Consider the following 13,959-nt stretch of genomic DNA (forward strand, 5'->3'; position numbering starts at 1 on the left):
GCGACTACGGCACGACCAGGACCGGCACGCTTCCGTTGACGAGAACTTCGGATGTCTGACTTCCCAGAAACAGTTTTCTGAGCCCACGCCGCCCATGAGAGGCCATGACGATCAAGTCGCAGCCTCTGGACTTTGCCGTTTCGACAATCGCGGTGGCTGGGTGCGCATTCGGGACGTGTAGGAGTTCTACCGACAGCCCGATCCGCTCTGCCATGGACCGAGCTTGATCGAGCACCTTGCCTGCGTGTTGCTTGCAGGCTGCGTCAAAATGATCAATCTCTTCCTGCGAAGGAAACCATCCTGAATCGTGTCCGCCACCATAATCGATTGGCTGCGGTTCAGTTACGGTGACGATTGTCGCTTTGGCATTCAAGGCTTTTGCCAGAGCAATTCCATGCTCAACGCCTTTTCTTGCGACGTCCGAACCATCGGTGCTCAAAAGGATATTGGCGTACATTCGGCGGCTCCCTTGCTGCTCGCCCCCGCAAGCGACGCCTCCGAATATGGTCCGATCCCGGCCTTCGGTCTATTCGCTTTTATTTCAATCTCAATGTCTCGGCCCGTGGCGCAGCAACGCGTTCACTGCCAGGAAAATACGGAGATCGGTAGCGAAATGCTGACCTCAGGCACGCGCGTCGGACGGTGCTCGCGGCTTAAGCAACGCGGCGCAGGCAAGGCCCAGCAGCACCATCAGCACGGCACTCGCGACCAGCGTCGGCGCTTTGCCGGTATGGGCAAGCCCGAACCCGTAGGCGAGCGGTCCGACCGTCTGGCCCATGAAGAAAAAGAACGAGTGCAGCGACATCGCCGTCGCCCGCGCCTCGACCGACAGCTCGCTGGCAAACACCTGCAGGCAGCCATGGATCATGTAGAAGCCCCAGCCCATCAGCAGCATGATGGCGAATTGGACCTTCCAGCCGGGCCCAAGGGCGAGTGCCGCGAGCTGGAGCGCGACGAGGCTCGCGCCTGCGATCATCATGCCCTTGACGCCCAGTCGCGGCAGGAAGCGCGAGACCGTGAACGTGTAGAACAGCCCGCCGACCGCGAAACCCGCGATCACGATGCCCGCGATCGACAGCGAGGTTTCGCCGAGATCGAACAGCAAGGCGGCGATGAAGGGAAACAGGCCGAACACGCAGCAGCCCTCGACGAACACGGCCGAATAGCAATAGCGCGCGTTGGGATTGGCGAGGATGGTGCGATAACCCTGCCGCAGGGTCTTCAGATCGCTCTTCGGTGTCGCTGTCAGGGCGGCACCGCGAAAGCCCGCGGCAACCGCGACGGCCGCGATCAGCCCGAGCGCACCGATGATCACCAGCACGCCGCGCCAGCCGACGAGATCGCCGATGATGCCCGAGGCAGTCGCGCCAAGCAGATTGCCTGTCATCGAGCCCGCCAGCGTGCGCCCGATCGCTACCTGCCGCTTCGCCGGCGCGACGAGGTCGGCGGTGAGGCCGAGCGCAACCGGAAACACCCCGCCCGAGGCGATGCCGGCGAGCATGCGGCTCGCGAACAGGCCCGAGAAGGAGGTCGAGAGCGCGCCCAGAATGCAGGCGACGCCGAGCAGCGCCAGGCACAACGTCATCAGCCGCGCCTTGCCGAACAAATCGGCCGCAGCGCCGACGATCGGCTGGATCAGCGCGTAGATCAGCGCATAGCCGGCTGCGATGCTCGCCGCCGTCGTGATGCTGATCGAAAATTCCTCGGCGACGTGCGGCAGGACGGGATCGAGCGCGCGCGTCGACAATGCCGCCGAGAAGCTCGCAAGCGCAATGATGTTGATTGCAGGCGGAAACTTCTGGTCGGACGACGGCCTGGCCACGGGCTCGTGCATCAGTGGGCTTGGCCCTTGGCGATCGTATCGAATGCCATCAGCGTGCGGATGAGCCCTTCGAACTGATGCAGCGGCACCATGTTGGGGCCGTCGGACGGCGCATGATCAGGATCGGGATGGGTCTCGATGAAGACGCCGGCGACACCGACGGCCACGGCCGCGCGCGCCAGCACCGGCACGAATTCGCGTTCGCCGCCGGAGGACGCGCCCTTCCCGCCCGGCTGCTGCACCGAATGAGTGGCATCGAAGATCACGGGTGCGCCTGTCGTGCGCGCCATGATCGGCAGCGAACGCATGTCCGACACCAGCGTGTTGTAGCCGAAGGAGGCACCGCGCTCGGTGACGAGCACGTTGGGATTGTTGGCGCCGGTGATCTTGGCGACGACATTCGTCATGTCCCAGGGCGCCAGGAATTGCCCCTTCTTGACGTTGACGACCTTGCCGGTTGCGGCCGCAGCCAGCAGCAGATCGGTCTGCCGGCACAGGAAGGCCGGGATCTGCAGGACGTCGACGGCCTGCGCAACGTCGGCGCATTGCGCGGCATCGTGCACGTCGGTGAGCACGGGCAGACCGAGCGAGGACCGGATCTCGGCAAAGATCGGGAGTGACTGCACCAAGCCAAGGCCGCGCTCCGCCGAGGCGCTGGTGCGGTTGGCCTTGTCGAAGGAGGTCTTGTAGACGAGGCCGATCTTCAGCCGCGCGGCGATCTCCTTCAGCGCGGAGGCGACCTCCAGCGCATGCTGACGGCTTTCGAGCTGGCACGGGCCGGCAATGATCGAGATCGGCAGATCATTGCCGAATTTGACCGTGCCAACGCTGACGACCGGGGCCGCGGATGATGAAGAGCTCAAGGCCAGTTCCCTCGTTTCGCCGCGACCATAGCGGTGATGAGGGGCCGATCAACCCCATTCGGCCCGGGCTATCCGAATATCAGGGTTGCGCGGGAGGTTCCCGCCGCAACCCATGCTCGACAGCCGCTATTTGACCGACGAGAAGGCGGTCGGCGTCAGCAGCTGACTGACGATGTTGCCGACGATCTGGCCGTCCGCTTCGCTCTCGGCGCGTGCTTTCATCCAGTCCGGGTCGGTCATGAACTTGCCCCACTTCGCCTCGCGATCGGCAAGCGACTCCCAGGCCAGAAAATAGGTCAGCTCCTGGTTGGATTCACCGATCAGCGTCGTGAAGAAGCCGGCCTGACGGATGCCGTGCTTCTCCCACAGCTTCAGAGTCACCGTCTCGAACCGCTTCAACAGCACCGGCAGGCGGCCCGGCACGCAGCGATAGACGCGCATTTCGTAGATCATTGCTGTTTTCCTCCCTAAACACGGGCGGAGGTTATAACGATCGGCCGTGATGCTGTCTTGAGCCCTCCCCGGCCGCCCCCCGCGGCGTTTCGCGCATGGCTGGATCATTTCCCGCAATGCTGCCGCAATGATCGGGCCGCTAGAAGGGATCAATGCGGTTGAGGTGCCGGACCATGCGGATTTTGCTCGTTGAGGATGAGGCGGAGATGGCCACGGCGCTTTCGTCCGCGCTCAGGCGCTACGACATGGTGGTGGATCACGCCCCCACGCTTGCGGACGCGGAGGAAGCGATTTCCGCCGACGTCCATGCCGCCGTCCTGCTCGACCGCCAGCTTCCCGACGGCGACGGCCTCACCCTGATCCCCAAGCTTCGCGCGCGCGCGGACGGCGTACCGATCATCGTCCTGACCGCGCGCGGCGAGCTCGCCGACCGTATCGCCGGGCTCGACAGCGGTGCCGACGATTATCTGGCCAAGCCGTTCGCGGTCGAGGAGCTATTGGCACGACTGCGTGCCGTGCTGCGGCGGCCCGCGGGCCTGTCTCCGGAAATCATCCGCGCCGGCCGCCTCGCCTTCGACGTCGGCCATCGCGAGGCCAGCATCGACGGCCAGCCGTTCGAGCTGCCACGCCGCGAATTGCTGGTGCTCGAAGCCCTGATCCGCCGGATCGGCCGCACGGTGCTGCGCTCGGCACTCGAAGAGGCCGTCTACAATTTCGACGACGAGATCCAGTCGAATGCGCTGGATACCCATATCTCGCGGCTGCGCCGCAAGCTCACCGATGCCCATGCCGGCGTGGAGATCCACGGCATTCGCGGCGTCGGCTATCTCCTGAAGAAGCTGCCATGAGCAGGCACGACGATCCCTATTGCCTGCGCTCGAGATTGAGCTGGCGCTTGCTTGCGCTCCAGGCCGCGCTGTTGCTGGCGCTGGTTGCCCTTGTCGTCGGTGCGCTCTGCGCCGCAGGCTTGGTGCTTGCGGAGCGCGACGAGGATCGCGTGATCGATGTCGTGCAGCACGCGCTCGCGCGTAACGCGGACGGCGAGCTGACCCTGCGGTCGACGCCCGACCTGAAACAATTGCGTGCCGAGACACCGGACCTCTGGTTTCTGGTCCGCGACCGGCAAGGACATTCGCTCACCGAAGGTGCCGTGCCGGCGGAATTCGCGGCGATCGGCGGCGGCCTCGACCAGATCAGCCAGGCGCGGCTCGGCTGGCAGATGTTCGAGGACGACCCGCGCAAGCCGGCGGCACGGCTGAAGCGCGTCGACACCGATGCCGGCAACGTGCAGATCATCACCGCGACGCAAGGCCGGCTGACCGGCGCCAAGGCGCTGTTGATGACATCGCTGGCATTTCTCGGCATCGCCCTGCCCGGCCTGCTCGTGATGGGCACCGCGACCTTCATCGCGACGCCGATGATCGTGCGACGTGCCTTCAAGGGGTTGGATGCGACCGCGGATCAGGCGCGGCGCATCGACATCCATCAGCGCGGCGCGCGGCTGTCGGTGGAGAAGGTTCCGCTGGAGGTCGTGCCGCTGGTCACCGCGGTCAACGACGCGCTGGCGCGGCTCGACCAGGGTTATGCCCGTCACAAGCGCTTTGTTGCGGATGCCGCGCACGAGCTGCGCACGCCGATCGCGATCCTGAACACGCGGCTGGAATCGCTCCCCTCCGGTCCGGACAGGACCCGGCTGCTGGAGGATGCCGCGCGGCTGGCGACGCTCGCCGAGCAATTGCTCGACATCCAGCGGCTCGACCGCTGCGGTCATCCCTTCACGCGCGTCGACCTCGTCGCGATCGCGCAAACCGCGGCCGCTGACCTTGCGCCGCTCGCGATCGCCGCGGGCTACGAGCTGGCGCTCGATGCGCCCTCAACGCCGATCGAGACGATCGGTGATACAGCCGCGCTGGAGCGCGCGCTGACCAATCTCGTGCAGAATGCGATCCAGCACGGCCCTCGCCGCGGCACGATCGGCATTCGCGTGAGCAAGCCTGCCTGCATCGAGGTCACCGACGAAGGCGCCGGCATTCCCGCTGATCAACGCGAGCAGATCTTCGAGCCGTTCTACCGGCTCACGCCGCTCGATCGCGGCGCCGGCCTCGGTCTCAACATGGTGCGCGAGATCGTGCTCCTGCATGGCGGGCAGGTCTCGGTCACCGATGGCGCCGACGCCGGCACCTGCTTCAGAATGACGCTGCCGCCATACCGGCAGAGTTGAATCAATCTGCATCCGCGGCTCACAGCGCAATGCTGTCGCAATCCAACGCCGCGACAGTGCATCCGCTTCACCTTTGATCTTCCGAGGTGCCATCGAGATGCCGGAGTGCGCATGCCCAACGATTTCCTCTCCTTCTTCCTGTCCTGGATGTCTTCACCACGCAGGGTCGGCGCCATTGCGCCATCGGGCGCGGCGCTCGCCGATCTCATCACGCGCGAGATCACCGAGAAGACCGGCCCGATCCTCGAGCTCGGTCCCGGCACCGGCGCCTTCACCTACACGCTCCTGAAGCGCGGCGTCAGGCCACAGGATCTCACGCTGATCGAATACGGCTCGGACTTCATGAAGCTCTTGCAAATGCGCTTCCCCGGCGCGCGCGTGCTGTGGATGGATGCGGCGCGGCTGGCGACGGAGCGGCTCTATGACGGTGCGCCCGTCGGCGCCGTCGTCAGCGGCCTGCCGCTGCTCAACATGTCGACGCGCAAGGTCATCTCGATCCTCGGCGGCGCATTCAGCTATGTCCGTCCCGGCGGCGCCTTCTACCAATTCACCTATGGCATGAGCTGCCCGATCCCGCGGCCGGTGCTCGACCGTCTCGGCCTGCGCGCAACGCTGGTGGATCGCGCCTTCCTGAACGTGCCGCCGGCCGCCGTCTACAAGCTGACGCGGCGGCCGCAGATGACGCTCATTGCGGGATCGCTGGCGCCGCACGCTTCAACGCCAGTCGCGCAAAAGGCGATGCATCGCGAGCACGACTTCACCGTGTCGCCCTGAGGGGTCAGACCAACCGGCTCTGCACCATCGCCGCCTGGATGAACGAGGCGAACAGCGGGTGCGGTTCGAACGGCCGCGACTTCAGCTCGGGGTGGAACTGGACGCCGATGAACCAGGGATGATCCTCGTACTCGACGATCTCCGGCAGCACGCCGTCGGGCGAGAGGCCGGAGAATTTCAGGCCGTGCTGCTCGAGGCGGTCCTTGTAGGCGGTGTTGACCTCGTAGCGATGGCGGTGGCGTTCCGAAATTTCGGTCGCGCCGCCATAGACCTGCGAGACGCGGCTGCCGCGGTTGAGCGCGGCGGGATAAGCGCCAAGCCGCATCGTGCCGCCGAGATCGCCGGCCTGCGAGCGCTTCTCGAGCTCATTGCCGCGCAGCCATTCCGTCATCAGGCCGACGAGCGGCTCCTTGGTCGGACCGAACTCGGTGGAGTTGGCCTCTTCGATGCCGACGAGGTTTCGCGCGGCCTCGATGACAGCCATCTGCATGCCGAAGCAGATGCCGAAATACGGCACGTCGCGCTCGCGCGCGAACTGCGCCGCGCGGATCTTGCCTTCCGCGCCGCGCTGGCCGAAGCCGCCCGGCACCAGGATGCCGTTGACGTGCTCGAGGAACGGCGCCGGATCCTCCTTCTCGAAGATCTCGCTCTCGATCCAGTCGAGATTGACCTTCACCTTGTTGGCGATGCCGCCGTGCGACAGCGCCTCGATCAGCGACTTATACGCATCCTTCATCCCGGTGTATTTGCCGACGATCGCGATGGTGACATCGCCCTCGGGATTACGGATGCGCTCGTTGATCTGGTGCCAACTCTTGAGCACCGGTGGGATGCGCGATTCGATGCCGAAGGCGGCGAGCACTTCGTCGTCAAGGCCCGCCGCGTGATAGGCTTCAGGCACGGCATAGATGCTGTCGGCGTCGCGCGCCTCGATCACGGCGCTCTCGCGCACATTGCAGAACAGGCCGAGCTTGCGCCGCTCTTCCTTCGGGATCTCGCGATCGGTGCGGCAGAGCAGGATGTCCGGCTGGATGCCGATCGAACGCAGCTCCTTCACCGAGTGCTGCGTCGGCTTCGTCTTCAGTTCGCCGGCGCTCGGGATGTACGGCAGCAGCGTGAGGTGAATGTAGATGGCGTGATCGCGCGGCAACTCATTCTTGAGCTGGCGGATCGCCTCGAAGAACGGCAGGCCTTCGATGTCGCCGACGGTGCCGCCGATCTCGACCAGCACGAAGTCGTAATCGTCATTGCCGGAGAGGACGAATTCCTTGATCGCGTTGGTGACGTGCGGCACCACCTGGATGGTCGCGCCGAGATAATCACCGCGACGTTCCTTCGAGATGATGTCCTGGTAGATGCGCCCCGTCGTGATGTTGTCCTGCTTCGTCGCAGGCCGCCCGGTGAAGCGCTCGTAATGACCGAGATCGAGATCGGTCTCCGCGCCGTCATCGGTCACGAACACTTCGCCGTGCTGATACGGCGACATCGTTCCGGGATCGAGGTTGAGATAGGGGTCGAGCTTGCGGAGGCGGACCTTGTAGCCCCGGGCCTGCAGCAGGGCACCGAGTGCCGCTGAAGCCAAACCCTTGCCGAGCGAAGAAACCACGCCGCCGGTGATGAATATGTACCGCGCCATGGGACCTAACCTCTAATCCCTCGAATCCGATTCGCCAAAGCGATTCGTATTCCGCCCGAAAGAATCTACGGGCCTGTGGGTGAGCCAAAACAAAGAGTGGTGACAGAGCCTTGATGGGGATTGTTGATGCAGGACGGTAGCCACCGCCCTGCATGGCCCCCCTGCTTTATTGCGAGCGAGGCACCTGCGGGCCGCTCGGCGCTGCCGGGGCCTGCTGCTGCTCGTCCGCCTTCTTCAGCGTATCCAGAATGCCGCCCGAGGTCGGCGGGGTGATCGGCCCGCCGCCGGCCGGCTGGGTCTGCGACGCCGGCTGGCCGATGATCGAGGACGGCGCACGGTTGTAGCCGGCGTACCAGGACAGGAACAGACTGGTCAGGAAGAAGCCGGCAGCGAGGATCGCGGTGGTGCGCGACAACAGATTCGCGGTGCCGCGGCTCGACATGAAGCCCGCGCCTCCGCCCATGCCGAGGCCGCCGCCTTCCGACTTCTGGAGCAGGACGGCACCGATCATGACAGCAACGATCATGAGGTGGATGACGATGACAACAGTCTGCATAGTATCCTTCCGTCACAAGCCGACAGCGCCGAGACGGCGGCCGATCGCGCTTCGCGGGTTTTCCTGAAGTTGCGCGGTGTTACACGATCAGAAAGGGCTTTGCCACCCCCGATCGTGGTCCTCGGTTAGCTAGGGGCAGCCCTTGGCGATCGCAAGGAAATCGGCCGCTTTCAGGCTGGCGCCGCCGACCAGCGCACCGTTGACGTTTTTCACCGACATCAGCTCGGCCGCGTTCGACGGCTTGACCGAGCCGCCATAGAGGATCCGCACCGCCGCCCCATCCGGCTTGAACCGGGAGGTCAGGAGTTCCCGGATAAAGCTATGAATCTGTTCGACATCCTTGGCGGTGGGAGTGAGGCCCGTGCCGATCGCCCAGACCGGCTCATAGGCCACGACCAGATTGGCGGCCGTGGAGCCGTCCGGGAGCGAGCCGTTGAGCTGGCCACGGAGGATGTCCAGGGTCTGTCCGGCATCGCGCTGGGCTTGCGTCTCGCCGATGCAGACGATCGCGACCGCTCCAGCCCGCCAGGCGGCTTCCGCCTTCTGCCGGATCAGCGCATCGCCCTCGCCGTGGTCGGCGCGGCGCTCCGAATGGCCGACAATGATGGCGGCCGCCCCCGCGTCTGCCAGCATTTCGGCCGCGATATCGCCGGTATGGGCGCCGGAGGCCTTGGGATGGCAATCCTGGGCCCCGACGGCGACCTTTTTGCCGCGGGCCTTGTCTGCGAAGGCCGCGATCAGGGTCGCCGGCGGGCAGACCAGCAGATCGGCCTTGCCGGCCACCTCTGCTGCGCCATTGAGCATGGCGTCGAATTCGGCGGCCGCGGCCTTCAGGCCGTTCATTTTCCAGTTGCCGGCGATCAGCGGTCGGATGGCATCGGTCATGTCATTTTCCAGCAAAATGAGGTTTGTGCATGCGCTAGCAGAGGTGCCGCGGCAGTTCCAGAGACCAGGGGCTTTTAACCGCAGATTCGAAGGGCGGCCTGACCCGAGGTTGCGGGGGGAAAGGCGCCACTTTATGATGGCATATCAATTTGGTGACGCGCTTCTGCGGAATCTGCATTAAGACGCGCTCCCGTCCCCCTCCTTTCAGACAAGTTGGACCAAATGCTTCGAGGAATGCGCAAGGCCTCATCAAACTGGGTCGGCAAGACCATTATGGCCGTCGTGATGGGCGTGTTGATCATCAGCTTCGGCATTTGGGGCATCGCCGACATTTTCCGGGGCTTCGGCCAGTCCACCGTGGCCAAGGTCGGCCACACCGAGATTTCGCTGAACGAGTTCCGCCAGATCTACACCGACCGCCTCCAGCAGATCGGCCGCCAGTTCGGCCGCCCGCTGACGCCGGAACAGGCGCGCGCGTTCGGCCTTGACCGCCAGGTGCTCCAGCAGACGATTGCGGAAGCCGCCCTCGACGAAAACGCACGCCGGCTCGGGCTCGGCCAGTCCGATGAGCAGATCCGCGAGCTCATCATGAACGATCCGAACTTCAAGGGCGTCGACGGCAAATTCGACGCGAACCGCTTCCAGGGCCTGATCCGCAATTTCGGCTACACCGAGCAGCGCTACGTCGCCGATCAGCGCAAGGTGGCGCTGCGCCGGCAGATCACCGGCACGATCGGTGCCGGCCTCGAGCCGCCGAACGCCATGCTCGACGTCGCGACGCGCTTTCAGAATGAACAGCGCGCCATCGAGTTCGTCAGGCTCGACACCGCGCAGGCAGGCACCATCGAGGCGCCCTCGCCCGAGGCGCTCGCCGCCTTTTTCGAGGATCACAAGGTCCAGTTCCGCGCGCCCGAATATCGCAAGATCGTCTTCGCCGTGATCTCCCCGGAGGAGATCGCTAAGTGGAGCGACGTCTCCGATGACGATGCCAAGAAACTGTTCGATCAGCGCAAGGACCAGCTCTCCACGCCGGAGAAACGCCAGATCCACCAGATCGTGTTCCCGAACGCTGCCGATGCGCAGGCCGCGCGCGAGCGCCTCGCCGGCGGTCTCTCCTTCGAGGACCTCGGCAAGGAGCGCGGACTGAGCGCCACCGACGTCGATCTCGGGCTCGTGGCCAAATCCGCACTCGAACCCGTCGTCGGCGATGCCGCCTTCGCGCTTCCCGCAGGCGAGATCAGCCAGCCGATCCAGGGCCGTCTCGGCGTCTCGATCGTCAAGGTCGACAAGATCGAGCCGGGCGCCGAGGCCGACTACGCCAAATTTGCCGGCGACGTGAAGCGCCAGATCGCAACCGAGCGTGCGCGCGTCAAGGTCGGCGAGCTCCGCGACAAGATGGAAGACGAGCGGGGCGCCGGCACCAGCGTCGCCGATGCGGCGCAGAAGCTCGGGCTCACCGCCGTGACCATCGATGCCGTCGACCGCTCGGGCCGCGCGCCGAACGGGCAGACCGTTGCCAACATTCCGCAGGGCCTCGATGTGGTGTCGCAGGCCTTCAACAGCGACGTCGGCGTCGACAACGACCCGATCTCGTTCAAGGGCGGCTATGTCTGGTACGACGTGCTCGCCATCACGCCGTCGCGCGACCGCAACCTCGACGAGGTGCGCGACCAGGTCGAAGCCCGCTGGCGCCAGGACCAGATCGCCACCAAGCTGAAGGCGAAGGCGACCGAGATGGTGCAGAAGCTCGAACAGGGCGGCAAGCTCGCCGACGAGGCGGCTGCGATCAACGCCAAGGTCGAGACCGCCAGCGGCTTCAAGCGCGATGATCAGCCGGCCGGCGTGCCTGCGAACATCGTCGCAGCCGCCTTCCGCACCGCCAAGGACGGCATCGGACAGGCGCCCGTGACCGGCGGCAGCGAAGTCATCGTCTACCGCGTCACCGACATCGTCGATCCCGCCATCGATACCGCCTCCGACGCCGTCAAGAAGCTGAAGGACAGCATCGACCGGTCACTGACCGACGAGCAGGTTGCCTCCTACGTCAACAAGCTCCAGACCGACATCGGGACCACCATTAATCAGGCCGCCTTCGCGCAGGTGACGGGCGCGAACCAGTGAGTTGAAAGCACGCGATGGACGACCTGAAATCGATCATTGGAAAAGTGGCGACCGGCGCCAGCCTGTCGCGTGAGGAAGCCGCCTCCGCCTTCGATGCCGTGATGTCCGGCGAGGCCACGCCCTCGCAGATGGGCGGCCTGTTGATGGCGCTACGCGTGCGCGGCGAGACCGTTGAGGAGATCACCGGCGCGGTCTCGGCAATGCGTTCGAAGATGCTCACGGTCGATGCGCCGGCGGACGCCGTCGACATCGTCGGCACCGGCGGCGACGGCTCCGGCTCGGTCAACGTCTCGACCTGCGCGTCGTTCATCGTCTCGGGCACCGGCCTGCCGGTCGCCAAGCACGGCAACCGCGCGCTGTCCTCGCGCTCGGGCGCCGCCGACGTGCTGGCCTCGCTCGGCGTGAAGATCGACCTCAAGCCCGAGCAGGTCGGGCGCTGCGTGCGCGAATGCGGCATCGGCTTCATGTTCGCGCCGGCTCATCATCCCGCGATGAAGAACGTCGGTCCGACCCGGGTCGAGCTCGCCACCCGCACGATCTTCAATCTGCTCGGACCGCTGTCCAACCCCGCCGGCGTAAAGCGGCAGATGGTCGGCGTGTTCTCGCGGCAATGGGTGCAGCCGCTGGCGCAGGTGCTGAAGAATCTCGGCTCCGAATCCGCCTGGGTGGTGCACGGCTCCGACGGGCTGGACGAGATCACCCTTACCGGCCCGACCTTCGTCTCCGCGCTCCACAACGGCGAGATCCGGAATTTCGAGGTGACGCCCGAGGACGCCGGCTTGGCGCGCTGCGAGCCCGGTGCACTCAAGGGCGGTGATGCAGACGCAAACGCGATCGCGCTGCAAAGCGTGCTCGACGGCAAGCCGAGCCCCTATCGCGACGTCGCGCTGATGAACGCCGCCGCCGCGCTCATCGTCGCCGGCCGCGCCAAGGACCTCAAGGAGGGCGTCGCGATCGGTGCGAAATCGCTCGACAGCGGCGCGGCAAGCGCGCGGCTGAAACATCTGATCGCGGTCTCGAACAGCTGAGCCTGTCATGTCTGATATCCTGACCAAGATCGAAGCCTACAAGCGCGAAGAGATTGCCGCGGCCAAGCGCGCGCGGCCGCTCGCGGCAGTAGAGGCAAAGGCCAAGGCGCAGGGCGCACCCCGCGGCTTCGTGCGCGCGATCAGGGCCAAGCACGCCAATGGCGACTATGCGCTGATCGCCGAGGTGAAGAAGGCCTCGCCGTCCAAGGGGCTGATCCGCGCGGATTTCGATCCGCCTGATCTCGCCAAGGCTTATGAAGCGGGCGGCGCAGCCTGTCTGTCGGTGCTGACCGACACGCCCTCGTTTCAGGGTCATCTCGACTTCATGGTCGCAGCGCGCGCGGCGACCTCGCTGCCGGTGCTGCGCAAGGATTTTCTGTTCGACACCTATCAAGTCGTCGAAGCCCGTGCCCACGGCGCCGATTGCATCCTCATCATCATGGCCGCACTCGACGATGCCACGGCCAAGGACCTCGAAGACGCAGCAATCGCCTATGGCATGGACGTGCTGATCGAGATCCACGATCGCGCCGAGCTCGACCGGGCGCTGAAGCTCCGCTCGCCGATGATCGGCGTCAACAACCGGAACTTACGCACCTTCGAGACCACGCTTGCGACCAGCGAGACGCTGGCGCCGCTGATTCCCGACGAGCGGCTGATGGTCGGCGAGAGCGGCATCTTCACGCCTGCCGATCTCGCCCGGCTCGCGCGCGTGGGCATGTCGACTTTCCTGGTCGGCGAGAGCCTGATGCGGCAGGCCGACGTCACCGCGGCGACGCGCACGCTGCTTGCGCGCGAGACCACGGCCCGCGCCACAGGCACGCGCTGATATGGCGCGCAAGCCGTCCAGGACCAAGCCGAAGACCAAGTCGTTGAACAAGGCGAGCCCTGCCCTCACCCATATCAGCGCCTCCGGCGAGGCGCGGATGGTCGATGTCTCGGACAAGGCCGCAACCGAGCGGCTCGCCGTTGCCGAAGGGCGCGTCGTCATGGAAAAGGCGACGCTCGAGCTGATCGTTTCCGGCAATGCCAAGAAGGGCGACGTGCTCGGCACCGCGCGCATCGCCGGAATCATGGCGGCGAAACGCACCTCGGAGCTGATCCCGCTCTGTCATCCGCTCGCGCTGTCGAAGGTGACGGTCGACATCGAGCCCGACGCGAAACTGCCGGGCTGCGTGGTGCGTGCCAGCGTCAAGGTGACCGGTCCGACCGGCGTCGAGATGGAAGCGCTGACGGCTGTTACAGTCGCCTGCCTCACCATCTACGACATGATCAAGGCGGTGGAACGCGGCGTCCGCATCGAGGGCATCCGGCTCATCGAAAAGCTTGGCGGCAAGTCGGGCCACTATCGCGCCTGACCACGCTCCTACTTCAGCGACGAGTTGATCGAGCCGAATTTTGCGCTGAGCTTGCTGCCCATGCCGTTGACGACGGTGATGATGGCGAGCGCGATGCCCGCGGCGATCAGGCCGTATTCGATCGCGGTCGCACCGGATTCGTCGGCGCAAAAATTCTTCAAAGTCTTTTTCATGATCGTATGCGTGTACTCTCGGCGTCGTTGCCCGTCCGGCCTGCAAATCGCGCACCAGTGCGGCACTGA

The 13,959-nt window shown here is 65.4% G+C and carries 15 protein-coding genes; 7 read left to right on the plus strand and 8 right to left on the minus strand.

Features of this window, described 5'->3' with window-relative positions; translation table 11 throughout:
• Positions 1-4: 4 nt before the first annotated feature.
• From ACLFLU_RS23590 to ACLFLU_RS23605, 4 genes are all read right to left on the minus strand, one after another.
• Positions 5-457 (minus strand): universal stress protein, encoded by a 453-nt coding sequence (locus ACLFLU_RS23590; RefSeq protein WP_426407252.1) that lies wholly within the window; start codon positions 455-457, stop codon positions 5-7.
• A 165-nt stretch (positions 458-622) separates the two neighbouring features.
• Entirely contained in the window at positions 623-1,834 is a 1,212-nt protein-coding gene (locus ACLFLU_RS23595) for an MFS transporter (RefSeq protein WP_426407253.1), read from the minus strand.
• Positions 1,834-2,685: a 3-deoxy-8-phosphooctulonate synthase gene (gene kdsA / locus ACLFLU_RS23600; RefSeq protein WP_426407254.1), complete on the minus strand. Its 852-nt coding sequence runs from the start codon at positions 2,683-2,685 to the stop codon at positions 1,834-1,836. Before kdsA ends, ACLFLU_RS23595 begins: the two co-directional genes overlap by 1 nt.
• A gap of 126 nt (positions 2,686-2,811) precedes the next feature.
• Positions 2,812-3,138 (minus strand): NIPSNAP family protein, encoded by a 327-nt coding sequence (locus ACLFLU_RS23605; RefSeq protein ID WP_426407255.1) that lies wholly within the window; start codon positions 3,136-3,138, stop codon positions 2,812-2,814.
• Between the two features lie 173 nt (positions 3,139-3,311).
• On the opposite strand from ACLFLU_RS23605, the gene ACLFLU_RS23610 reads away from it, so the two are divergent.
• From ACLFLU_RS23610 to ACLFLU_RS23620, 3 genes are all read left to right on the plus strand, one after another.
• Positions 3,312-3,986: a response regulator gene (locus ACLFLU_RS23610; RefSeq protein ID WP_426407256.1), complete on the plus strand. Its 675-nt coding sequence runs from the start codon at positions 3,312-3,314 to the stop codon at positions 3,984-3,986.
• Positions 3,983-5,359 (plus strand): sensor histidine kinase, encoded by a 1,377-nt coding sequence (locus tag ACLFLU_RS23615; RefSeq protein WP_426407257.1) that lies wholly within the window; start codon positions 3,983-3,985, stop codon positions 5,357-5,359. The genes ACLFLU_RS23610 and ACLFLU_RS23615 overlap by 4 nt, the downstream gene beginning before the upstream one ends.
• Positions 5,360-5,470: 111 nt before the next feature.
• The gene (locus ACLFLU_RS23620; RefSeq protein ID WP_426407258.1) at positions 5,471-6,133 is read left to right on the plus strand and encodes a class I SAM-dependent methyltransferase; all 663 of its coding nucleotides are present in this window, start codon (positions 5,471-5,473) and stop codon (positions 6,131-6,133) included.
• Positions 6,134-6,137: 4 nt separating this feature from the next.
• On the opposite strand, the gene ACLFLU_RS23625 is transcribed toward ACLFLU_RS23620, so the two are convergent.
• The 3 genes from ACLFLU_RS23625 to tpiA all read right to left on the minus strand — a co-directional run bounded on the left by ACLFLU_RS23625 (position 6,138) and on the right by tpiA (position 9,210).
• Positions 6,138-7,769 carry a CTP synthase gene (locus ACLFLU_RS23625; RefSeq protein WP_426407259.1) on the minus strand — a complete coding sequence of 544 codons (1,632 nt, stop codon included), beginning with the start codon at positions 7,767-7,769 and terminating at the stop codon, positions 6,138-6,140.
• A 166-nt stretch (positions 7,770-7,935) separates the two neighbouring features.
• Positions 7,936-8,325: a preprotein translocase subunit SecG gene (gene secG / locus ACLFLU_RS23630; RefSeq protein ID WP_426407260.1), complete on the minus strand. Its 390-nt coding sequence runs from the start codon at positions 8,323-8,325 to the stop codon at positions 7,936-7,938.
• A 129-nt stretch (positions 8,326-8,454) separates the two neighbouring features.
• Entirely contained in the window at positions 8,455-9,210 is a 756-nt protein-coding gene (tpiA, locus tag ACLFLU_RS23635) for a triose-phosphate isomerase (RefSeq protein WP_426407261.1), read from the minus strand.
• A 222-nt stretch (positions 9,211-9,432) separates the two neighbouring features.
• Here tpiA and ACLFLU_RS23640 point away from each other — a divergent pair, with 222 nt between their 5' ends.
• Genes ACLFLU_RS23640 through moaC form a run of 4 tightly spaced genes read left to right on the plus strand, consistent with a single transcriptional unit; the run spans position 9,433 to position 13,717 of the window.
• On the plus strand, positions 9,433-11,331 hold the full coding sequence (locus ACLFLU_RS23640; protein WP_426407262.1) for a SurA N-terminal domain-containing protein: 1,899 nt from the start codon (positions 9,433-9,435) through the stop codon (positions 11,329-11,331).
• A 14-nt stretch (positions 11,332-11,345) separates the two neighbouring features.
• Complete coding sequence (gene trpD / locus ACLFLU_RS23645; RefSeq protein ID WP_426407263.1) at positions 11,346-12,359, plus strand: anthranilate phosphoribosyltransferase; 1,014 nt, start codon at positions 11,346-11,348, stop codon at positions 12,357-12,359.
• A 7-nt stretch (positions 12,360-12,366) separates the two neighbouring features.
• Positions 12,367-13,188: an indole-3-glycerol phosphate synthase TrpC gene (trpC, locus tag ACLFLU_RS23650; protein WP_426407264.1), complete on the plus strand. Its 822-nt coding sequence runs from the start codon at positions 12,367-12,369 to the stop codon at positions 13,186-13,188.
• A 1-nt stretch (position 13,189) separates the two neighbouring features.
• Positions 13,190-13,717: a cyclic pyranopterin monophosphate synthase MoaC gene (gene moaC / locus ACLFLU_RS23655; protein WP_426407265.1), complete on the plus strand. Its 528-nt coding sequence runs from the start codon at positions 13,190-13,192 to the stop codon at positions 13,715-13,717.
• A gap of 8 nt (positions 13,718-13,725) precedes the next feature.
• Here moaC and ACLFLU_RS23660 read toward each other — a convergent pair whose 3' ends face one another.
• Positions 13,726-13,890 carry a Flp family type IVb pilin gene (locus ACLFLU_RS23660; protein ID WP_426407266.1) on the minus strand — a complete coding sequence of 55 codons (165 nt, stop codon included), beginning with the start codon at positions 13,888-13,890 and terminating at the stop codon, positions 13,726-13,728.
• Positions 13,891-13,959: the final 69 nt, after the last annotated feature.

This window comes from Bradyrhizobium ganzhouense (genome assembly GCF_049949285.1).
Classification (GTDB): Bacteria; Pseudomonadota; Alphaproteobacteria; order Rhizobiales; family Xanthobacteraceae; genus Bradyrhizobium; species Bradyrhizobium ganzhouense.

Coding starts and splice junctions, on each gene's coding strand:
- trpD (WP_426407263.1), top strand. CDS start 11,346: ATGGACGACCTGAAATCGATCATTGGAAAAGTGGCGACCGGCGCCAGC.
- ACLFLU_RS23590 (WP_426407252.1), bottom strand. CDS start 457: ATGTACGCCAATATCCTTTTGAGCACCGATGGTTCGGACGTCGCAAGA.
- trpC (WP_426407264.1), top strand. CDS start 12,367: ATGTCTGATATCCTGACCAAGATCGAAGCCTACAAGCGCGAAGAGATT.
- ACLFLU_RS23625 (WP_426407259.1), bottom strand. CDS start 7,769: ATGGCGCGGTACATATTCATCACCGGCGGCGTGGTTTCTTCGCTCGGC.
- ACLFLU_RS23620 (WP_426407258.1), top strand. CDS start 5,471: ATGCCCAACGATTTCCTCTCCTTCTTCCTGTCCTGGATGTCTTCACCA.
- ACLFLU_RS23640 (WP_426407262.1), top strand. CDS start 9,433: ATGCTTCGAGGAATGCGCAAGGCCTCATCAAACTGGGTCGGCAAGACC.
- ACLFLU_RS23595 (WP_426407253.1), bottom strand. CDS start 1,834: ATGCACGAGCCCGTGGCCAGGCCGTCGTCCGACCAGAAGTTTCCGCCT.
- ACLFLU_RS23605 (WP_426407255.1), bottom strand. CDS start 3,138: ATGATCTACGAAATGCGCGTCTATCGCTGCGTGCCGGGCCGCCTGCCG.
- moaC (WP_426407265.1), top strand. CDS start 13,190: ATGGCGCGCAAGCCGTCCAGGACCAAGCCGAAGACCAAGTCGTTGAAC.
- ACLFLU_RS23610 (WP_426407256.1), top strand. CDS start 3,312: ATGCGGATTTTGCTCGTTGAGGATGAGGCGGAGATGGCCACGGCGCTT.
- secG (WP_426407260.1), bottom strand. CDS start 8,325: ATGCAGACTGTTGTCATCGTCATCCACCTCATGATCGTTGCTGTCATG.
- ACLFLU_RS23615 (WP_426407257.1), top strand. CDS start 3,983: ATGAGCAGGCACGACGATCCCTATTGCCTGCGCTCGAGATTGAGCTGG.
- ACLFLU_RS23660 (WP_426407266.1), bottom strand. CDS start 13,890: ATGAAAAAGACTTTGAAGAATTTTTGCGCCGACGAATCCGGTGCGACC.
- tpiA (WP_426407261.1), bottom strand. CDS start 9,210: ATGACCGATGCCATCCGACCGCTGATCGCCGGCAACTGGAAAATGAAC.